This window comes from Promicromonospora thailandica (assembly GCF_024171955.1).
In the GTDB taxonomy this organism is placed as follows: domain Bacteria; phylum Actinomycetota; class Actinomycetes; order Actinomycetales; family Cellulomonadaceae; genus Promicromonospora; species Promicromonospora thailandica.
In genome coordinates this window covers 32289-51205 of sequence record NZ_JAMTCS010000019.1, presented here as the reverse complement: position 1 = coordinate 51205, position 18917 = coordinate 32289, and the positions used below count along the sequence as shown (strand labels likewise).

The 18917-nt window shown below is 73.8% G+C and carries 19 protein-coding genes and 1 riboswitch; of the genes, 13 read left to right on the top strand and 6 right to left on the bottom strand.

Annotated features, from left to right (window positions below):
• Positions 1-1060: HNH endonuclease (locus APR03_RS24470; RefSeq protein WP_253839964.1), on the top strand; the 1060-nt coding region annotated here is incomplete at its 5' end.
• Here APR03_RS24470 and APR03_RS24465 read toward each other — a convergent pair.
• Positions 949-1491 (bottom strand): VOC family protein, encoded by a 543-nt coding sequence (locus tag APR03_RS24465; RefSeq protein ID WP_253839962.1) that lies wholly within the window; start codon positions 1489-1491, stop codon positions 949-951. The two genes, APR03_RS24470 and APR03_RS24465, sit on opposite strands and share 112 nt — an antisense overlap.
• Before the next feature lie 85 nt (positions 1492-1576).
• Here APR03_RS24465 and APR03_RS24460 point away from each other — a divergent pair, with 85 nt between their 5' ends.
• Complete coding sequence (locus APR03_RS24460) at positions 1577-2164, top strand: TetR/AcrR family transcriptional regulator (RefSeq protein ID WP_253839960.1); 588 nt, start codon at positions 1577-1579, stop codon at positions 2162-2164.
• Position 2165: 1 nt separating this feature from the next.
• On the opposite strand, the gene APR03_RS24455 is transcribed toward APR03_RS24460, so the two are convergent.
• Positions 2166-3128, bottom strand: coding sequence for a zinc-binding dehydrogenase (locus tag APR03_RS24455; RefSeq protein WP_253839958.1), 963 nt, complete (start codon positions 3126-3128; stop codon positions 2166-2168).
• A gap of 78 nt (positions 3129-3206) precedes the next feature.
• Here APR03_RS24455 and APR03_RS24450 point away from each other — a divergent pair, with 78 nt between their 5' ends.
• The 3 genes from APR03_RS24450 to APR03_RS24440 are packed head-to-tail and all read left to right on the top strand — an operon-like array spanning position 3207 to position 5630.
• Positions 3207-3881, top strand: a complete 675-nt coding sequence (locus tag APR03_RS24450; protein ID WP_253839955.1) for a TetR/AcrR family transcriptional regulator — start codon at positions 3207-3209, stop codon at positions 3879-3881.
• A gap of 41 nt (positions 3882-3922) precedes the next feature.
• On the top strand, positions 3923-4690 hold the full coding sequence (locus tag APR03_RS24445; protein WP_253839952.1) for a DUF899 family protein: 768 nt from the start codon (positions 3923-3925) through the stop codon (positions 4688-4690).
• Between the two features lie 37 nt (positions 4691-4727).
• Positions 4728-5630 carry a bifunctional helix-turn-helix transcriptional regulator/GNAT family N-acetyltransferase gene (locus tag APR03_RS24440; protein ID WP_253839950.1) on the top strand — a complete coding sequence of 301 codons (903 nt, stop codon included), beginning with the start codon at positions 4728-4730 and terminating at the stop codon, positions 5628-5630.
• On the opposite strand, the gene APR03_RS24435 is transcribed toward APR03_RS24440, so the two are convergent.
• Positions 5615-6775, bottom strand: coding sequence for an ROK family transcriptional regulator (locus tag APR03_RS24435; RefSeq protein ID WP_253839948.1), 1161 nt, complete (start codon positions 6773-6775; stop codon positions 5615-5617). The genes APR03_RS24440 and APR03_RS24435 overlap by 16 nt on opposite strands.
• A gap of 92 nt (positions 6776-6867) precedes the next feature.
• On the opposite strand from APR03_RS24435, the gene APR03_RS24430 reads away from it, so the two are divergent.
• The 4 genes from APR03_RS24430 to APR03_RS24415 are packed head-to-tail and all read left to right on the top strand — an operon-like array spanning position 6868 to position 12732.
• A complete protein-coding gene (locus tag APR03_RS24430) occupies positions 6868-9600 on the top strand; it encodes a hypothetical protein (RefSeq protein WP_253839946.1) in 2733 nt (910 codons plus the stop codon).
• Positions 9597-10490, top strand: a complete 894-nt coding sequence (locus APR03_RS24425; protein WP_253839944.1) for a carbohydrate ABC transporter permease — start codon at positions 9597-9599, stop codon at positions 10488-10490. The genes APR03_RS24430 and APR03_RS24425 overlap by 4 nt, the downstream gene beginning before the upstream one ends.
• Before the next feature lie 17 nt (positions 10491-10507).
• On the top strand, positions 10508-11383 hold the full coding sequence (locus APR03_RS24420) for a carbohydrate ABC transporter permease (protein ID WP_253839942.1): 876 nt from the start codon (positions 10508-10510) through the stop codon (positions 11381-11383).
• A 20-nt stretch (positions 11384-11403) separates the two neighbouring features.
• Positions 11404-12732, top strand: coding sequence for an ABC transporter substrate-binding protein (locus tag APR03_RS24415; RefSeq protein ID WP_253839940.1), 1329 nt, complete (start codon positions 11404-11406; stop codon positions 12730-12732).
• Here APR03_RS24415 and APR03_RS24410 read toward each other — a convergent pair.
• Positions 12713-13927: an MFS transporter gene (locus APR03_RS24410; protein ID WP_253839939.1), complete on the bottom strand. Its 1215-nt coding sequence runs from the start codon at positions 13925-13927 to the stop codon at positions 12713-12715. The genes APR03_RS24415 and APR03_RS24410 overlap by 20 nt on opposite strands.
• 58 nt (positions 13928-13985) lie before the next feature.
• On the opposite strand from APR03_RS24410, the gene APR03_RS24405 reads away from it, so the two are divergent.
• The 4 genes from APR03_RS24405 (at position 13986) to APR03_RS24390 (ending at position 17025) form a co-directional block, all read left to right on the top strand.
• Positions 13986-14531 (top strand): TetR/AcrR family transcriptional regulator, encoded by a 546-nt coding sequence (locus APR03_RS24405; protein ID WP_253839938.1) that lies wholly within the window; start codon positions 13986-13988, stop codon positions 14529-14531.
• A gap of 36 nt (positions 14532-14567) precedes the next feature.
• Positions 14568-15692, top strand: coding sequence for an NAD(P)-binding domain-containing protein (locus APR03_RS24400; RefSeq protein ID WP_253839937.1), 1125 nt, complete (start codon positions 14568-14570; stop codon positions 15690-15692).
• Between the two features lie 10 nt (positions 15693-15702).
• Positions 15703-15766: riboswitch (guanidine-III (ykkC-III) riboswitch) on the top strand.
• A 10-nt stretch (positions 15767-15776) separates the two neighbouring features.
• Positions 15777-16091: a DMT family transporter gene (locus APR03_RS24395; RefSeq protein ID WP_253839936.1), complete on the top strand. Its 315-nt coding sequence runs from the start codon at positions 15777-15779 to the stop codon at positions 16089-16091.
• Positions 16092-16128: 37 nt separating this feature from the next.
• Positions 16129-17025: an alpha/beta fold hydrolase gene (locus tag APR03_RS24390; protein ID WP_253839935.1), complete on the top strand. Its 897-nt coding sequence runs from the start codon at positions 16129-16131 to the stop codon at positions 17023-17025.
• A 9-nt stretch (positions 17026-17034) separates the two neighbouring features.
• Here the strand turns inward: APR03_RS24390 and APR03_RS24385 are convergent, their stop codons facing one another.
• Positions 17035-17883, bottom strand: coding sequence for a GntR family transcriptional regulator (locus APR03_RS24385; RefSeq protein WP_253839934.1), 849 nt, complete (start codon positions 17881-17883; stop codon positions 17035-17037).
• Entirely contained in the window at positions 17880-18917 is a 1038-nt protein-coding gene (gene pdxA / locus APR03_RS24380; RefSeq protein WP_253839933.1) for a 4-hydroxythreonine-4-phosphate dehydrogenase PdxA, read from the bottom strand. The genes APR03_RS24385 and pdxA overlap by 4 nt, the downstream gene beginning before the upstream one ends.

The following is an 18917-nucleotide window of genomic DNA, read 5'->3' as shown; positions in this document are numbered from 1 at the left end:
CCCGGACCTGATGGTGTACCTGACCGCTCTGGTGCCGATGGCTCAGGGTGTGCAGGCCTACGCCCAGCTGGACGCGCACGCCCGGGCGGCTAAGGCCGCGGGGGATGGGCGGGGTGTGGGGCAGATCATGGCCGACACCCTGGTGGAGCGGGTCACCGGGCGGGGCGAGGGTGGGGCGGGGGAGGTGCCGGTGACGGTGAACCTGCTGGTCTCGGACCAGACCCTGCTGGCCAGTGGTGCCGCGCCGGGGGTGCTGGTCGAGGGTGGCCCGCTGGGGGCGGGTGTGGTTCCGGGTCCGGTGGTGCGCAACCTGGTCGCGCACGGGATGGATGCGGGCGCGGCGTGGTTGCGGGGCATCTACGTCGACCCGCGGGGTCGGTTGGTGGCCACGACGTCCGCCGCCCGGTTCCATCCGCCGGGGTTGAGTGCGTTGTTGCGGGCCCGGGAGCAGGGCGTGTGTGCCACGGCGTGGTGTGACGCGCCGGTACGGCACCTGGATCATGTGACCCCGCACGCCCAGGGTGGCCCGACCGGTCTGGACAACGGGCAGGGCCTGTGTCAGCGGTGCAACCACGTCAAGCAGGCACCGGGCTGGTCCCAGAAGAGCGTCACGGTGCACGGGCGGCACGGGGTGGAGACCCTGGCCCCGACCGGGCACCGGTACCTGGCCGTGGCACCCCGACCACCCCAACCATTGCGGGCAGTAGACCTTGATGCTGCCACCGTCCCGACCCGGGCCGAGGGGGACACCGGCATGCCCGCTGGCGACGTCCAGGTGGATGGGGCATCGAGCACCGGCGCGGCGGCCGACGGTGAGGTGCCTGCGGTCGGTGAGCGGGTCCCGGGCTGGACGCCGGCGGTGGGGGTCACTGGTCCAGTGGTGGGCAGGGTGCCGCGTAGCCGGTACCAGATCGGGTGCCACACCCGGTCCGAGCGGGCCACGGTCGCCTACCGCCCCAGCCCGACACCCCGGAACACCGGACCGGCACCCCGGCCGCCCGGCCGGGCGCCCCGGCGCGCCCGCCGCGCCGACCTCACCTGGGCCCACCCCACCGGCTGACCCGGCAGGCGCCCGGCCGCGTACTGGTCTGCGTACTCCGCCCCGGGCGGGACCACGGTGATGACGTCGATCAGCACGCCGTCCGGCGCGCCCACGATGAAGTGCCGCTGACCGAACGCCTCCGTACGCAGCGACAACAGCTCGGGCAGGCCCGCCTCGCCGACGAGCCGGCGGTGCTCGGCGTCGACGTCGTCGACCTCGAAGTTCAGCAGCAACCCGCCCGTCATCGGGGTGCGGTAGCCCTCGGGGACGGTCGGGTGGGCGTGGTCGAGCAGGGCGAGCTCGTACTGCGGGGCGTCGCTCCGGCGCAGGCTCACGTACCAGTCGGCCTCGAACGTGACCTCGAATCCGAGGTGCGCCTGGTAGAAGGCGCGTGCGGCCGCGACGTCGCGCGTCGCGATCACGGGATAGAAGCTTCCGAGCGTCGTCATGGATCTCTCCCTCTCCGATGAGTTTCACATACCCAAGGTATGTGAACTAACATACCCCAGGTATGTGAGACCCGGGAGGGGCGTCGTGACCAGAGAAGAACAGCGAGCAGCGACCCGACGTGCGCTGCTGGCCGAGGGGCGGCGGAGGTTTGCCGCCGACGGCTATCACGACGTCGTCCTCGCCGACGTCGCCCGGGCGGTGGGCGTGACCAAGGGTGCCGCCTACCACCACTTCGAGGGCAAGGGCGGTCTCTTCCGCGCCGTGGTCGCCCAGGTGCAGCAGGAGCTGGGGGAGCGGGTCGCCCGGGCCGCCGACGCGCACCGCGACCCGTGGGACCAGCTGCGCGCCGGCTGCCACGCGTTCCTCGCCGCCGGACGCGATCCCGACGTGCGCCGCATCCTCCTGGTGGACGCGCCCGCCGTGCTCGGCTGGGACGAGTGGCGCGCCATGGACGAGGACTCCTCCGCCCGCCACCTGTCCGAGGTGCTCACGACGCTGGTCGAGGCCGGCGTCGTCCCCGACCAGCCCGTCGAACCGCTGGCCCGGCTGCTCTCCGGCGCGATGAACGAGGCGGCCCTGTGGCTCGCGCGCGACCCGGACCCGCAGGCGTCGGAACAGGCCGAGCGGGCGCTCGACGGCCTGCTCGACGGCCTGCGGGTCCGGGAGCGCTGAGTCAGGGCACCAGCACGATGCGGCCGAACACCTCGCCGTCGTCCATCCGCTGGTGCGCCTCGGCGGCCTTGTCCAGCGGCATCACGTCGTGGACGACCGCGTGGAGCTCGCCGCGCACCACGGCGGCCAGGTGGTCCGCGCGGACGGCGTTCCGGTCCGGCACGGGGACGGTGTCGAGGCTGAACGTCGCCAGCGACCGCGACTTCTGGAAGGACCGCAGCAGGCGCTCCCCGATGTCGGCGGTCGGCATCCCGGCCACGGCGCCGATGATGACCATGCGTCCGTTCGGTGCCAGCCGGTCGACGAACTCGGGCGTGTCCGGCCCGCCCACGACGTCGACGACCACGTCGTAGGCCGCCGGGGCGTCCGCGTCGCCCCGCCCGGCGCGGTCGAGCACGTGCGTGGCGCCCAGCGCGCGCAGACGCTCGCCCCGCTCGGCGGACGACGTCGTCACCGCCACCGCGCTCGCCCCGCCGCGGGCCGCCAGCTCCACCGCCGCGATGCCGAGGCTCCCCGCCGCGCCGCGCACCAGCACCGACTCCCCGGCGGCGAAGTGGGCGTGCGCCAGGCCGAAGTGCGACACCGGACCCGCGCTGCCGATCGTCGCCGCGTCGACCGGCGACAACCCCTCGGGCAGCGGCGTCACGTGGTGGGCGAGCGCGAGCACCTGTTCGGCGTACCCGCCGGTGCCGCCCGTGAACGCCCAGACCTGCCGGCCCACCCAGGAGCCGGCGACGCCCGCGCCGACCGCTGTCACCGTTCCCGCGACCTCGCTGCCGGGCACGAGGCCGACCTCGAATCCGTAGCCGGCGACCGTTCCCCGCCGGATCACGGCGTCGACCCCGGCCACGCCGATCGCCTCGGTGGTGATCAACAGCTGGCCCGGTCCGGGCTCGAGGTCGGGGAGGTCGGTCTGCGTCATGCCGCTGGGGTCGCCGAACTCTGTGATGGTCACTGCTCGCATGTCTGTCTCCGTGGTCGTTCCTGCCGTACGGTGGGGACGTTAACGGACGCATGCGTCCACTTCCCGGAAGTGAGAGAGATGACCGAGACGTTGCCCCAGAAGCTGCGCTCCGACGCGCAGGACAACCGCGACCGCATCGTGGAGGCGGCCCGCGAGCTCTTCGCCGAGCGCGGCCTCGAGGTCACGATGCGGCAGGTGGCGCGGCGTGCCGGCGTCGGGCCCGCGACGCTGTACCGCCGGTTCCCGGCGCGGCAGGTGCTGCTCGAGGCGGTCTTCGCGGACGAGGCGCGCGCCTGCCGGGCCATCGTCGAGGACGGCTGCGCGGACCCGGACCCGTGGCGCGGGTTCTGCTCGGTGATCGAGGGCGTGACCGTGCTCAACGTCGGCAACCAGGGGTTCGTGGACGCGTTCCTGGCGGGCGGCGTCGCGGGCGGCGACTACTTCGTCCGCCACCGCGCGGCGCTCATCACCCAGATGGCGGGCCTGGTGCGCCGCGCGCAGGCCGCCGGGAAGCTCCGCGCCGACTTCGTGATCGACGACCTGCTGCTCGTGCTCCTGGCCGGGCGCGGTCTCGCGGCGACGCCGGCGGCCCGGGGGATCGCCGCGGCCCGCCGCTTCGCCGCGCTGGCTGTCGAGGCGTTCCGGGCCTCCGGCGACAACGGGCCTCTGCCGGCCCGGGCCTCGGTCGCGGCCGCGCTGCTGGGTGAGGGGGCGCCCGCACCGATGAGTACGGCACCACCCCGGCGTCGGTAGGGGGAGGCGCCGACCGCGGTGCCCCGGACCTGGAGGAGCCGATGACCGAGACATCCGTGCCGAGGGGCCGCCCCGCCGTCGTCGACCGCGAGGCCTGGGAGGCTGCGCGCGACGAGCTGCTCGTGCGGGAGAAGGCGCACACGCGCGCCGGCGACGCGCTGGCGGCGGCCCGCCGCCGCCTGCCGATGGTGGAGGTCGACGGCGCCGCCGAGGTGGTGGGCGCCGACGGCCCCGTCCCGTTCCGGGACCTGTTCCAGGGGCGTGACGAGCTCGTGGTCTACCAGCACATGTGGCACGACGGCGAGCCCGCGAGCGGGCAGTGCCCGGGCTGCACCATCAACGCGTGGCACGTACAGCAGTCGGCTCCGTACCTCGCGGTGCGCGGTGTGTCGTTCGCGATGCTGACCGAGGGTCCGTGGCCGGAGGTCGAGCCGTTCCTGGACTTCATGGGCTACACGCAGCCCTGGTACTCGGTGCGCGGGCTGGACTGGCCGATCGGCGTCGACATGGGCCACCTTGCCTGCTTCCTGCGCGACGGTGACCGCGTCTACCTCACGTACCGCACCACGGGGCGCGGCAACGAGCCGGCCGCGGGCGTCTTCGGCCTGCTCGACCTGACGCCGTACGGCCGAGGTGAGGCGTGGGAGGACGTGCCGGCGGGCTGGCCGGAGGGCCGGGAGTCGTGCTGGTACTGGGCCTCGGACGCCGAGGGCAACGCCACCTGGGGTCCGACGCGCCGGCCCGTGCCGCAGTGGGGCCGGCCGGGCGCGACCCCGGTGGAGCCCGGAGCGCACCGGCACCACCACTGACTACCGCGCGGCCATATCTCTGACTAGAGTCAGAGATATGAGCCTCGTCGACACGGTTCGCCGCTTCAACCGCAGCTACACCCAGCGCATCGGCGCCCTCGAGGAGTCGTTCCTCGGCACGGGGCGTCCGCTCGGCGCCTCGCGCCTCTTGTTCGAGGTCGGACCGGGCGGCGCCACCGTCCGGGACCTGCGCGAACGGCTCGACCTGGACTCGGGCTACCTCACGCGGCTCCTGTCCCGGCTGGCCGACGACGGGCTCGTCGAGGTGCTGACCGACCCGGCCGACCGGCGTCGGCGGACCGTCACGCTCACCGCTGGCGGGCAGGCCGCGTACCAGGAGCTCGACGACCGGTCGGAGCGCACGGCGCGCGACCTCCTGGAGCCGCTGACAGAGCGGCAGCGCGCCCGTCTGGACGAGGCGCTCCGCACCGCCGACCTGCTGATCCGGGCGGCGACCGTGCACCTGCGCGTCGTCGATCCTCTCGACCGGGCGGCCACGGCGGCGCTCGGCGAGTACTACGCCGAGCTGGGCCGGCGCTTCCCCGGCGGCTTCGACCCCGGCGCCCCGGAGGGCGGCGCCGACGCCCTGCGTGCACCGCGTGGTGCGTTCCTGGTGGCCACCAGCGACGGCGTCCCGGTCGCGTGCGGGGGCGTGCGCCTGCTCGGCGACGCGACCGGGGAGATCAAGCGGATGTGGGTGCACCCGGGCTGGCGTGGTGCAGGGCTGGGTACCCGGCTGCTGCGCGCCCTGGAGGACGAGGCGCGCCGGCTCGGCTGCACCCGCGCGGTGCTGGACAGCAACCGGGTGCTGACCGAGGCCCTGGCGATGTACGGCCGGGCCGGCTACCGCGAGATCGAGCCGTACAGCCTGGACAACCCGTACGCGGACGCGTTCTTCGAGAAGCCGCTGCGCGGCGAGGGCGGCTACGACCGCCCGTAGTGGGTCACGAAGTCCTCGACGGCGCACGCCGCCGCCCCGCGCGCCCAGTCCACGAACCGCAGCGGGCGCAGCTCGATGGCGGAGCGCGCCGCCGAGCCGAAGGCGCGCTCCTCGAAGGCCTCGCGCACGTGGGGGTCCATGACGTCGTAGTCGCTGCCGATGGCCTCGCCGGTGATGAGGATGTGCTGGGCGCCGAGCAGGTTCGCGATGGTCGCGATGCCGGTGCCGATGGCGCTGCCGGCGTCGGCCAGCACGCGCACGGCGTCGGCCTGGCCGGAGCGGGCGAGCTCGGCGACCTCGCCGACGCTCCCGGCGTCCAGCCCCGCCGCCGCCACGCCGTCCAGGATGGCGGCGGACCCGGCGATCGCCTCGACGCACCCGCGGTTGCCGCAGTGGCACAGGGGCCCGTCCGGGTCGACTAGCACGTGCCCCACCTCGCCCGCGACGCCGAAGCTGCCGTGCACCACCTGGCCGTTGACCAGCAGCGCGCAGCCGATGCCGGTGCCGACGGTGACGAGCGCGAGGGAGCTCAGGCCCCGGCCCACGCCGTACCAGCGCTCGCCCGTGAGCAGCGCGCGCACGTCGTTCTCGACGGTGGTGGGTAGGCCGGTACGCCGGGCGACGAGCTCGCCGAGGGGCAGGTCGCGCCAGCCCAGGAACGGTGAGTAGGCGACGTGCCCGGTCGCGGCGTCGACGTCGCCGGACACCGCCAGGCCGACGCCGCCCACCTCGGGCCGGCCCGCCCGCAGGTGGTCCACCAGCTCCGCGACCTGCGCGACGACGGCGTCCGGCCGGAGGTCGGTCACCGGCAGGGTGAGCTCGTCGAGCACCTGGCAGCGCAGGTCGGCGACGACGCCGAACATCTGGTCGGCGGTGATCTTCACGCCGACCACCTGGTGCGCCCGCGCCCGGACGGTCACCATCGTCGCCGGCCGCCCGAGGGCGCCCTCGCTGGACGCCCGGTCGCCGGTCTCGTCCAGCAGTCCCGCCTCCAGCAGCGGCCGCACGGCGCGGGTGATCGCGCCCGGCGTCAGGCCGGTGTCGTTGGCCAGCGCGGTCCGTGAGGCGTCGCCGGACATGACGAGTCGCTGGAAGACGCGCGTGGCGGCCGGGCTGAGCGTCGGCGCCTGTGGTCTGGCGGGCATGGGCACGACCTTAGCCCGCGTAGTTAATTGACAGCAACAAGAAATGCCTGTTGAGTGTGCGGCAGCCAGAGCAACGTCGCCGAGGAGCCGCTATGTCAGTGCCTGTCCCGTCCGTCCCGCCGACCCGCAGGGCCCCGTGGCTCGCCGTCGGCCTGGTGCTCGCCCTCGCGGCCGGGGTGGGAGGGCCGGCGGCCCAGGCCGCGCCCGCCGCGCCCGCCATGCCCGCTCAGCCCGCTCTGCCCGCCGCCACCGTCGAGGCCGAGGCACCCCAGGTGGTGCTCGACGGCGCGAGCCGCTCCGGCTGCTCGTCCTGCTCCGGTGACGGCAAGGTGGGCAGCGTCAGCCCGACGGCGACGATCCTGCTGCCCGGCGTGCTCGCCCCCGAGGCGGGCACGTACGACGTGACGCTGCACTACCTGAGCGGCGACGACTCCCGCGCGCTGACGGTCACACCCGACGGCGGCGACACCGTGACGGTGCCCGTCGCCTCGACCGGCGGGTGGGACCGCGTCGGCACGACGACGGTAGCCCTGCCCCTGCACGCCGGCGAGAACCGGCTGACGTTCAGCGCGCCCGCCGGGTCCCTCGGGCCCGACCTGGACCTGGTCGAGGTGGCCGGCGCGACCGCGAAGGACTACACGCTCACCGACCCGCGCGCCGCCGACCCCGTGCCCGTGGACCCCACCCCGGCGCGGCCGGGTGGCGCGCGCGCCACGCTCCGCGGCGGGGACGTCGTGATCGACTACGCGCTCGGCAGCGGCACCGCCGACGCCCGCTGGGGCGGGCAGCGCGCCGTCACGGGCTTCTACAGCGGGGTGCGGCTGGGCGACCGGTTCGTCACCACCAAGCAGTACGACGGCGCCTGCCGGCTCACCGCCCGCGACACCGTCACCTGCGCCCGGCCGGGCCTGCCCACGCTGCGGCAGGTCTTCGCGTTCGACGGCGACCGCTCGTTCTCGGTGCGGCTCGACGTGACGGGCACGGACGGCCCGGTCACCACCTCGATGACGGTGCCGATCATGACCGACCGGCCCGGTTCGGTGGACCTCGGGCGCCGCGGCGACAACCGCATGGTGCTCGTCCCCGTCGACAACGACCACTGGGTGCGCTACGAGACCCCGGCGGTCGAGGACGTCACCCCCGCCCGGCGCAGCTTCGAGGTCAGCGCCTTCATCGACGACACCTCGCGCCGCGGGCTCGTCGTCGGCTCGCTGGACCGGGACACGTGGAAGTCGGGTGTCGTGGCCGACGGGAACCCGCGCGGCGGCCTGGACCGGCTGCAGGTCGCGGCCGGCCTGACCGACTGGGGCTACGACTACGGCGACGGCATGAACCGGTACCAGTTCAACCGTGAGCTGCGGCCCCACGCCGAGGTCAGCGGCGGCACGGTCCGCTCCCCGCGCGTGTTCGTGGGCCTGTACCCGGACTGGCGCGCGGGCATGGAGACCTTCGGCCGCGCGGCCGCGCAGGCCGCGGGCTCCCGCACCTGGGACGAGGGCACGCCGTTCGGCTTCAACAGCTGGGGCGGCCTGGGCGCCCGGGGCGGCGACGCCGACGTCATGGACGAGGTCTCGGAGTTCCTCGCCGAGGAGACGCCCGCGTTCCGCAACACCGAGTCGGCCAAGGGCCCCTACGTGGGCGTCGACTCCTACTGGGACAAGATGCTCGCGCCCGAGTACGCGTTCGAGGACCCGGACACCTCGTGGGCCGAGCTCGAGCGGTACGTCGCGGACGTCAAGGCCCGCGGCCAGGAGCCCGCGCTCTACTTCCAGCCGTTCGCCAACTTCTGGCGCGAGGGCCTGGACGAGCGCATCGGCGGCACCGCGCTGTGCGACACCTGCGAGAACCAGACCTACCGCGAGATGGCGCTGAAGGTGAACGGCGTGCCCGTCAACATCGACGGCGCCTGGGCCCTCGACCCGACCAACCCCGGCGTGCAGAACCGCGCCCGGATCGCGCTCGGCAAGTTCCGCGAGCTCGGCGTCCGCTACGTGAAGCTCGACTTCCTCACCCACGGCTACGTCGAGGCCGACGACTGGTACGACACGGGAGTCCACACCGGCCAGCAGGCCTTCCGCCAGGGCATGGCGCAGGTCATCGACGTCGCGGGCGAGGACATGTTCGTCGACCTGGCGATCTCGCCCCTGTTCGCCTCGGAGTTCGCGCACGCCCGCCGCATCTCGTGCGACGTGCACGGCGCCCTCAACAACTGGCACCCCGAGCAGCCCGACCGCTACCAGAAGAGCACCGAGTACCTGCTCAACTCCCTGACCTACGGCTGGTGGCTCGACGAGGTCTACGCCTTCAACGACGGCGACCACGTCCAGCTCGGCAACTACGAGTACGACGGCGACGCCAACGCCTACCTGCTGGACGACCCCTACCCGAGCATCTGGCCCGAGGGGCAGAACCGCGCACGGATCACCTCGGCCGCCATCACGGGCGTCTACCAGGTCAGCGAGGACCTCACCGCGACCGGCCACCCCGTCATCAAGCAGCGCGCCCGCGACCTGCTGCAGAACCCCGGCATCAACCACCTCGCCGAGATCGGGCGCTCCTTCGCGCCCGTGCAGGCCGGCCCGGACGCCTTCACCGCGTCCGACACGTTCGTGCTGCACGACGACGGGACCACCTACGTCGCGCTGTTCAACTACGGGTCCGCCCCGCGCCGCGCCGACCTCGCCCTGCGGGACCTCGGCCTGGGCGGCGGGCGGCACGACGTCACCGAGCTGTGGACCGGCCAGGAGAACCGGGCCGCCGGGCGGCTGCGCGCCGTCGTCCCGGGCGAGGACGTGCGCGTCTACGCGATCGGGAGCGGCCGATGAGTACCGCGGCCGTCGCCCGGCGACCCCGGAGCCAGCTCGGCCCCGCGCTGGTCATGATCGCCCCCGCTGCCCTCGGGTTCCTGGTCTTCTATCTCTACCCGACGCTGCGCGGCGCCTACCTGTCGCTCACCGAGTACAACGTGCTCGGCAGCCCCGTCTTCGTGGGCCTGCGGAACTACGTCGACATGGTGCAGGACGACGTCTTCTGGAACGCGGTCCGCGTGACGCTCCTGTACGTGGTGCTGAACATCGGGTTCCAGACCGTGCTCGCCGTCGGGCTCGCGGTGCTCATGCACCGCCTCACGAAGTCGGTGCTGATCCGCGGCAGCCTGCTGCTGCCGTACCTCATCGCCAACGTCGTCGTGGCCCTGCTCTGGTACTGGATGCTCGACTACAGCATCGGCATCGTCAACGCGGTGATCGACGCCGTCGGGCTGCCCCAGGTCGCCTTCTTCGGCGACGAGACCTGGACCGTCGCCACCATCGCCGGCGTCAACACCTGGCGCCACCTCGGCTACACCGCGCTCCTCGTGTTCGCCGGCCTGCAGATGATCCCCGCGAGCGTCTACGAGGCGGCCGCCGTCGACGGCGCGGGGGAGTGGCGCACCTTCTGGCGCATCACCCTGCCCCTGCTGCGACCCGTGCTCGTGCTGGTGCTGGTCATCACCGTCACCGGGGCCTTCCAGGTCTTCGACACGGTGGCCGTGACCACCGGCGGCGGGCCCGGCAACGCGTCGCGCGTGCTCCAGCTCTACATCTACGAGCAGGCCTTCGCCCGCGGCCACTTCGGCTACGCGTCCGCCATGTCCGTGGTCCTCTTCCTCATCCTCGCCGGGGCGGCGTTCGCGCAGATGCGGCTGCTGCGCGCCGGCGAGTCCGACCTCACCTGAACCGGACAGGAGACCTCATGAGACTCACCTGGGGCAGGGTGCTCGCCTGGGCCGTGCTGTGGTTCTTCGTGCTGGCCACCGTGCTGCCCTTCTACTGGATGCTGCGCACCGCCCTCTCGGACAACCACGCCCTCGCCGCGCAGTCCTTCTCGCTGCTGCCCGCCGACCTGACGCTCGGCCCGTTCGAGCGGGTGTTCGGCCTGGCCACACCCGAGGAGGCGCTCGCGGAGGGCGGGTCGGGTGCCTCGCTCGACTTCTGGCTCTACCTGCGCAACTCGCTCGTGGTCGCCACGGCCGTGACGGTGGGCCAGGTGCTCTTCTCGTCGATGGCGGCGTACGCCTTCGCGCGGCTGCGCTGGCCGGGGCGTGACGCCTGGTTCGCCGTCTTCCTCGGCGCCCTGCTGGTGCCGCCGATCTTCACGTCGCTGCCGAACTTCCTGACGGTGAAGTCGCTGGGCCTGCTCAACACGCTGCCCGGGATCATGCTGCCGAGCCTGTTCATGACCCCGTTCGCGATCTTCTTCATGCGGCAGTTCTTCCTCGGCATCCCCCGGGAGATCGACGAGGCGGCGATGATCGACGGCGCGAAGCCGTGGCGCATCTTCTTCCGCATCGTGCTGCCCATCTCGGCAGCGCCGGTCACGACGCTCGGGATCCTGACCTTCGTCACCACCTGGAACGACTACTTCTGGCCGCTGCTCGTGGGCCAGACGGAGCAGTCCAAGGTGCTCACCGTGGCCCTGGGCGTGTTCCGGTCACAGACCCCGCAGGGTGCGCCCGACTGGGCCGGGCTCATGGCCGCGTCCCTCGTCGCCGCCCTGCCCGTGATGGTCCTCTACGCCGTCTTCGGGCGCCGCGTCATCAACTCCATCGGTTTCTCCGGCATCAAGTAGCCGGGACAGAAAGGAACACCATGAAGCGCAGCATGCTCGCGGGCGCCGTCGCCCTCGCATCCCTGTCCCTGACCGCGTGCGCGGGCGGCTCGTCCGGCGCCGAGCCGGACGGGCAGATCGACTACTGGCTGTGGGACGCCAACCAGCAGCCCGCCTACCAGCAGTGCGCCGACGCCTTCCACGAGGCCAACCCGGACCTCACCGTGAAGATCACCCAGCGCGGCTGGGACGACTACTGGTCGGCGCTCACCACCGCGTTCTCGTCGGGCACCGGGCCCGACGTGTTCACCGACCACGTGTCCAAGTACCCCGAGCTCGTCGCGAACGGCCAGCTGCTGCCGCTGGACGAGCACGTGGCCGACGTCGACCTGGACCAGTACTCGCCCGGGCTCGCCGACCTGTGGGTGGCCCAGGACGGCAAGCGGTACGGCCTGCCCAAGGACTGGGACACCGTCGCCATCTTCTACAACCAGCAGATGGTCGAGGACGCCGGGCTCACCGCCGAGGACATGGAGCAGCTCGACTGGAACCCGGACGACGGCGGCAGCTACGAGGCGGCCATCGCCCGGCTCACCGTCGACGCGAACGGCGTGCGGGGCGACGAGCCCGGCTTCGACAAGGACGACGTGGCCGTCTACGGCCTGGGCATCCCCGGCGCCGGGTACGAGAACGGCCAGACCGAGTGGAGCATGTACACGGCCACCACCGGCTGGACGCACACCGACACGAACCCCTGGGGCACGCACTACAACTACGACGACCCCCGCTTCCAGGAGACGATCGCGTGGTGGTACTCCCTGGTCGAGAAGGGGTACATGCCGCCGCTGGAGACCACCGTCGGCGCCTCGGTGAACGACAACTTCGGCGCGGGCAAGGCCGCTCTCAACATCAGCGGCGACTGGATGCTCTCGACCTACTTCGGGTACGAGGGCGTGGACGTGGGCCTGGCGCCCACGCCGACCGGCCCGAACGGTCAGCGCGCGAGCATGTTCAACGGCCTGGCCGACTCCGTCTGGGCCGGCACGGACGACCCGGAGGCGGCGGCGCAGTGGGTCGAGTTCCTCGGGTCGACCGACTGCCAGGACCTGGTGGGCGCGGCCGGCGTCGTGTTCCCGGCGATCACCAGCTCGGCCGAGATCGCGACCGAGGCGTTCGCCGCGAAGGGCATCGACGTCACGCCCTTCACGACGCACGTCGAGGAGGGCACCACGTTCCTGTTCCCGGTGACCGACCACGCCTCGGACGTGCACGCGATCATGACCCCCGCGATGGACGAGGTGCTCGGCGGCAAGGCCGACGTCTCCTCCCTCACGGAGGCGAACGATCAGGTCAACGCTCTGTTCGAGTGACGGCGGTCCCGCGGCCCCGGAGCGCCGGCGACAGGAGCACGACCAGCAGGCCCGCGATCGGCACCACCAGCAGGCCCGTGCGCAGGCCGACCGAGTCGGCGACCAGCCCCACCAGCGGCGGGGAGAACAGGAACCCGAGCCGCAGGAGCCAGGACACCACGGTCAGTCCGGTGCCGGGGCGCAGGCCCGGCAGCTCGTCGGCCTCGTGCATCGCGGCGGGGATCAGCGTCGCGCTGCCGAGGCCGGCGGCGGCGAACCCGGCGATCGTGCCCGGCACCGTCGGCCAGGCGAGCGCGAGCCCCATGCCGAGCGCGATGACGACGCCGCCCGCGCAGGCCACCGCCCGCTGGCCGAACCGGTCCACGAGGCGGTCGCCGAGCAGGCGCCCCACGGTCTGCGAGCCGACGAGCGCCACGTAGGCCGTGGCGGCCAGGGCCGCGGGGGCGCCGAGGGAGCCGTGCAGGTAGAGGGTGGCCCAGGAGCTGCCGGCGTCCTCGACCAGGGCGCCGCCGATGGCGATGAGCACGAGCGACGCGAGGACCACGACGGTGCGGGTGCCGACCACGCCGAGGCGGGCACCGGTGGTGGCGGGGGCGCCGTCGTCGGCCTCGTCGTCGGGGCCGCGCAGGCGGAACCGGAAGGCGACCACCGCGACGACGGCGAAGATCGCGAGGGCGACGCCCAGGTGCACCTCGAGCGGCACCCGGAACGCGATGGCCGCCGCCGCCATGGAGCCGCCGAGCACGGCGCCGATGGACCACACGGCGTGGAAGCCGTTGATGATCGAGCGTCCGTAGCGGCGCTGGACGCGCAGGCCATGGGTGTTCTGGGCGACGTCGGTGATCGAGTCGGACACGCCGCCGAGGAACAGTGCCGCCACCAGGAGCGCGAACGTCGGGGACAGGCCCGCGCCCAGCGTGCCGAGACCGGTCAGGACCGTGCCGATCGCGGCCACGCGCGCCGACCCGAACCGGCGCACCACGAGGCCCGCCGCCAGGCCGGAGACGACCGCGCCCGTGGGGAACGCGGCGATGGCCAGGCCGTAGGACGCGTTGCCCAGGTCGAGCGCGGACTTGATCTCGGGCAGGCGCGGCACCAGGTTCGCGTAGAGGGCGCCGTTGGTGAGGAACATCGCGCCGACGGCGCCGCGGGCGCGCCGCACCGCGAGGTCCGGGCGGGAGGGGGGAAGAGCCATGTGTACGAGCGTACCCATGGAACGTACGAACGTACACATCGCCCGCTAGAGTGTGCGCATGACGGGACGCCGGTACGACCCCGACCGCAGGGACCGGATCATCGACGCCTGCCTCGACCTCGTCGCGGACGTCGGCGTGGCCGGCATCTCGCACCGCAAGGTCGCCGCGCGCGCCGACGTGCCGCTCGGGTCGATGACCTACCACTTCGCCGGCATGGACGAGCTGCTGCGCGAGGCGTTCGGCCGGTTCGCGCGGACCATCAGCGACGGGTTCGAGCAGCGCATGAGCGAGGCGACCGACCTGGAGGGCGCGCGAGCCGCCGTCGTCGCGATCATCACGCAGGACCTGTTCGGCACCCAGCGCGACCTGGTGCTCACCCACGAGCTGTACACGCTCGCCGCCCGCGAGCCCGCCTACCGCGAGCTGACCAACGCGTGGATGAGGCGGTCCAGGGACGCCCTGGAACGCCACTTCGACCCGGTCACCGCGCGGCTGCTCGACGCCCTCATCGAGGGGCTGACGATCCACCGCGCGCTGGACACCGAGGCTCCGCTGCCCGGCAGCGTCACCGAGGCTGTGCGGCGGATCACGATGCCCCGGTAGGCGGAACATCTGCCCGGCGCGGGCGTTGTGGCTGGTGTGAGCGATGTGCTGAACCGGGCCACCGTCGTCGTGATCGGCGCGGGGCAGGCCGGGCTGTCCGCGGCGTACCACCTCCAGCGGCGTGGGTTCGTGAGCGCGGTCGAGCAGCCCGACGCCGACCGCACCTACGTCGTGCTCGACGCCAACCCCGCGCCCGGCGGCGCCTGGCAGCACCGCTGGGAGTCGCTGCGCATGGCCACCGTCAACGGCATCTTCGACCTGCCCGGCCTCACGCAGCCCGCGGTCGACGCGTCCGAGGCCAGCCGCGACGCCGTACCCCGGTACTTCGCGGGGTACGAGCGGGCGTTCGACCTGCCCGTCCTGCGGCCCGTCCACGTCGTCGCGGTGCGTAAGGCGGACGACGACCCCGACGGCGACCTCGTCGTCACCACCGACCGCGGGTCATGGACCACGCGGTTCGTGATCAACGCGACGGGGACCTGGACCAACCCGGTGCTGCCCCGCTACCCGGGGCACGGCACGTTCGTCGGCCGCCAGCTGCACACGCACGACTACGTGCGCGCCGAGGACTTCGCCGGGCGGCGCGTCGCCGTCGTCGGCGGTGGCATCTCGGCCGTCCAGCTCCTGGAGGAGATCTCGCGCGTCGCGACCACGCGCTGGTACACGCGCCGCGAGCCGGTGTTCCGCGACGGCGAGTTCACGCCCGAGACGGCAGGGCGCGAGACCATCGCCAAGGTGCTGGCCGACGTCGCCGCGGGGCGGCCCACCGGCAGCGTGGTCTCCTACACCGGCCTGATCTGGACGCCCTACGCGCTCGCTGCCAAGGCCCGTGGCGCCCTGGACCGGCGGCCCATGTTCACCGCGATCGAGCCGATGGGGGTGCGCGAGGCGGACGGGTCGTTCACGCCCGTCGACGTCATCCTCTGGGCGACCGGCTTCAAGGCCGACCTGGCGCACCTGGACCCGCTGGGCCTGCGCAACGACCTGGGTGGCATCGCCATGGAGGGCACGCAGGTGGCCGCCGAGCCGCGCGTGCACCTCGTCGGCATCGGCCCGTCACAGTCCACGGTCGGCGCCAACCGCGCGGGACGCGAGGCCGTGACGGCGCTGCTGCGCCGGCTCCGCGCCGGGGGTGAACTTCTCGCCGGGGCCGACGCGTGACACCATGGCGGCAGAGCCCGACGGGGCTCCCGGACGAGGGGTGCCGTACCCGGTGCGCGACAAGACGGCATCGAAGGAGCTGTCATGTCCTGGATCATCCTCGTCCTGTCCGGTCTGCTGGAGGCCGTGTGGGCCACCGCGCTGAGCCGCTCGGAGGGCCTGAGCAACCTCTGGCCCAGCGTGACCTTCGGCGTCGCCCTCGTGGCCAGCATGGGCGGGCTCGCGTTCGCCATGCGTGACCTGCCGGTGGGCACCGCCTACGCGGTGTGGGTCGGCATCGGCGCGGCCGCGACCGTCGTCTGGGCGATGGCGACCGGCGCCGAGCCGTTCTCCGTCGTCCGCCTGCTGCTCATCGCAGGCCTGGTGGGCTGCGTGATCGGGCTCAAGCTGACCCACTGACGGGCGACCGACGCGCACCGCCGCGAGAATGGGTGGGATGACCCACCTCGACACCTGGACGCCCACCACCATCGCCCGCAACGGCGACGTCGAGCTCGCCTACGACCGCATCGGCCACGGCGGGGACGTGCCCCTGCTGCTCATGATGGGCCTGGCCATCTCACGCTTCTGGTGGCCGGACGGCCTCTGCCGGGCGCTCGCGGACGAGGGGTTCGACGTCGTGCGGTACGACCAGCGGGACACGGGGGAGTCGACCCGCTTCGGCGTGCCCCGCCGGCGCGGGCCGTGGAGCGGCCTGGTCAGCGGCGAGCCCGTGCCCTACACGGCCGAGGACGTCGTGGACGACGCCGCCGCCGTGCTCGACGCCGCCGGGATCGACCGCGCGGTGGTGCTCGGGCACTCGCTCGGCGGCGTCGTGGCCCAGCGGTTCGCGCTGCGCCACCCGCGGCGCACGCTCGGGCTGGTGTCGTGCGACTCCCTGCCCAGCGACGCGCTGGGGCCCGCGGCCGTGCGCTACCTGCGGCCCGGCCTGGGCCTGCGGCTGGCGACGCGGCGGTACCCCGGTGACCGCGAGGGTGACGTCGCCGCGTCCCTCGCCGTCGCCAAGGGCATGGCCTCCCCGGCCACCCCGTGCGACGAGGACGCGGCCCGGGCGCGGATCGAGCGGGGTCTCGACCGGGGTCCGCGGGACACGCGGGGCCTCGGTCGGCAGGTCCGCGCCCGGTGGCACGGGCCGCGGCTGCGGCACGTCACCGCGCCGACCCTGGTGCTGCACGGCGCGGACGACCCGCTGATCCGCACGTCGGCGGCCCGGGCGACCGCCCGCCAGGTGCGGGGCGCCACGCTGATGATCCTGCCGGACGTCGGCCACGACCTCCCGCCCGTGACCTGGCGGACCCTGGCCCGCGAGGCCCGGCGGCTCGTCCCGGCCTGACCGGCCGCCTCAGTCCGCGTCGCCGAGCTCCCGGGCCAGGTCCAGCATCTCGCGGCCCAGTGCGTCGAGGCGGGCGCGGAGCCCGGCGGTGCCGGCGGGCGTGGGCGGTGCCGCCGGTCCTGGCTCGTCCGGCTCCCGGAGCACCGCGATGTCGAACACCACGCGGTCGGCGCGGTGCCAGGTGCGGAACACCTCGACGGGCCGTCCCGCCCCGTCGGTGCTGGTGCCCTCGAGCAGGAGCACGGGCGCCCCGACGGCGACCCGGAGCAGCTCGGCGGTCTCGGTGTCGGCGCCGACGGCGCGGACCTGCCGCTGGCCCGCCACGATCCGGGTGCCGAACCGGTGCCGGATCGTGGCGTGCAGGGAGGTGTCGGTGAGCTCGTCGGCGGTGAGGTCCGCGAGGTCGGCGGGCAGCCAGGTCTCGATGACGGCGAGCGGCTCGCCCCCGGTGCCGCGCAGCCGGCGCAGCCGGAGCACGGTGTCGGTGCCGAGCGCCCGGGTCGCCTCGGACGCCGGCTCGGGGCCGAGCTCGAGCACCTGGGTGTCGACGTGCACGCCGCCGTCCTCGACCTGGGTGGACAGGCCCGGGACGCGCTGCACGAGGCGGTGCAGCTCGCCGCGCTCGCGCACCGTGGTGCCGCGCCCGCGGCGCCGCTCCACGAGGCCCTCCTGCTCCAGCGCGGCCAGCGCCTGCCGCACCACCGAGCGGGAGACGCCGTAGCGCTCCTGCAGCTCGGCCTCGGTGGGCACCTGGGCGCCGGGCGCGAGCGCGCGGCCCAGGATCTGGGCGCGCAGCTCGCTCGCGAGGCGCCGGTGCAGGGGCGTGCCGTCGGGGCCGGGCAGCGTCGCGGGGCTCACGGCCGGCTCGCGGCCTTCTGCGCCGTCTGCCAGACGTGGTCCCAGCCGGGGGCGAGCTCGGCGGCCCGCTCGATCGCGAGCACCAGGCTCGCCTCGCGGGCGATGCCCTGCCCGGCGATGTCGAAGGCCGTGCCGTGGTCCACGGACACGCGGACCACGGGCAGGCCCACGGTGATGTTCACGCCGTCGTCGCCGTAGACCGCCTTGAACGGGGCGTGGCCCTGGTCGTGGTAGCAGGCGACGACCATGTTCCACTTCCCCTTGACCGCGGCGGGGATCAGCGCGTCGGCCGGCAGCGGGCCGTGCGCGTTGATGCCCCGGGCCCGGGCGGCCTCGACCGCGGGGGCCAGGACGTCGGCGTCCTCGTCGCCGAACAGCCGGTTCTCGCCGGCGTGCGGGTTGAGCCCGGCCAGGCCGATGGGCTCGTCGGGGCGGCCGAGCGCGGCGGTGAAGGCGCCCGCCAGGTCGAGCACGTCGCGCGTGCGCTCGGGCGTGACGTCGTCGATGGCCTGCCGCAGCGAGACGTGCGTGGTGAGGTGGAAGAAGTACAGGTCGCCGGCGGACAGCACGAGGCTGAAGTTCTGCACCCCGAACTCGTGCGCGAGCAGCTCGGTGTGCCCGGGCCACCGGTGGCCGCCCGCGTGCATCGCGGCCTTGTTCAGCGGCGGGGTGACGATGCCGTCCACGAGGCCCTCGCGCGCCAGCCGGCAGGCCTCGACGACGAACCGGTACGCGCCGTCGCCGGCCGCGGGGCTGATCTCCCCGAGCGGGACGTCGCCGAGCGACGGGCCGTCCTGGATCAGCTCGATGGTGCCCGGCGTGTTGGTGGCCTCGGCCGGCGACGCGATCACCCGGACGGCGGCCGGGTCGCCGCCGGTCGCGGAGACGGCGCGGCGCATCGCGTCCGCGTCGCCCACGACCACGGGCACGCAGCGCTGTCGCAGGTCGTCGTGGCCGAGCAGCGCCTTGGCGGTGATCTCGGGCCCGATGCCTGCGACGTCGCCGAGGGTCACGGCGAGGGTGGGGATGCTCAA

Excerpts from the sequence above, each read along its gene's own strand:
- APR03_RS24465 (WP_253839962.1), bottom strand. The coding sequence starts at position 1,491 with ATGACGACGCTCGGAAGCTTCTATCCCGTGATCGCGACGCGCGACGTC.
- APR03_RS24455 (WP_253839958.1), bottom strand. The coding sequence starts at position 3,128 with ATGCGAGCAGTGACCATCACAGAGTTCGGCGACCCCAGCGGCATGACG.
- APR03_RS24450 (WP_253839955.1), top strand. The coding sequence starts at position 3,207 with ATGACCGAGACGTTGCCCCAGAAGCTGCGCTCCGACGCGCAGGACAAC.
- APR03_RS24445 (WP_253839952.1), top strand. The coding sequence starts at position 3,923 with ATGACCGAGACATCCGTGCCGAGGGGCCGCCCCGCCGTCGTCGACCGC.
- APR03_RS24440 (WP_253839950.1), top strand. The coding sequence starts at position 4,728 with ATGAGCCTCGTCGACACGGTTCGCCGCTTCAACCGCAGCTACACCCAG.
- APR03_RS24435 (WP_253839948.1), bottom strand. The coding sequence starts at position 6,775 with ATGCCCGCCAGACCACAGGCGCCGACGCTCAGCCCGGCCGCCACGCGC.
- APR03_RS24430 (WP_253839946.1), top strand. The coding sequence starts at position 6,868 with ATGTCAGTGCCTGTCCCGTCCGTCCCGCCGACCCGCAGGGCCCCGTGG.
- APR03_RS24425 (WP_253839944.1), top strand. The coding sequence starts at position 9,597 with ATGAGTACCGCGGCCGTCGCCCGGCGACCCCGGAGCCAGCTCGGCCCC.
- APR03_RS24420 (WP_253839942.1), top strand. The coding sequence starts at position 10,508 with ATGAGACTCACCTGGGGCAGGGTGCTCGCCTGGGCCGTGCTGTGGTTC.
- APR03_RS24415 (WP_253839940.1), top strand. The coding sequence starts at position 11,404 with ATGAAGCGCAGCATGCTCGCGGGCGCCGTCGCCCTCGCATCCCTGTCC.
- APR03_RS24410 (WP_253839939.1), bottom strand. The coding sequence starts at position 13,927 with ATGGCTCTTCCCCCCTCCCGCCCGGACCTCGCGGTGCGGCGCGCCCGC.
- APR03_RS24405 (WP_253839938.1), top strand. The coding sequence starts at position 13,986 with ATGACGGGACGCCGGTACGACCCCGACCGCAGGGACCGGATCATCGAC.
- APR03_RS24395 (WP_253839936.1), top strand. The coding sequence starts at position 15,777 with ATGTCCTGGATCATCCTCGTCCTGTCCGGTCTGCTGGAGGCCGTGTGG.
- APR03_RS24390 (WP_253839935.1), top strand. The coding sequence starts at position 16,129 with ATGACCCACCTCGACACCTGGACGCCCACCACCATCGCCCGCAACGGC.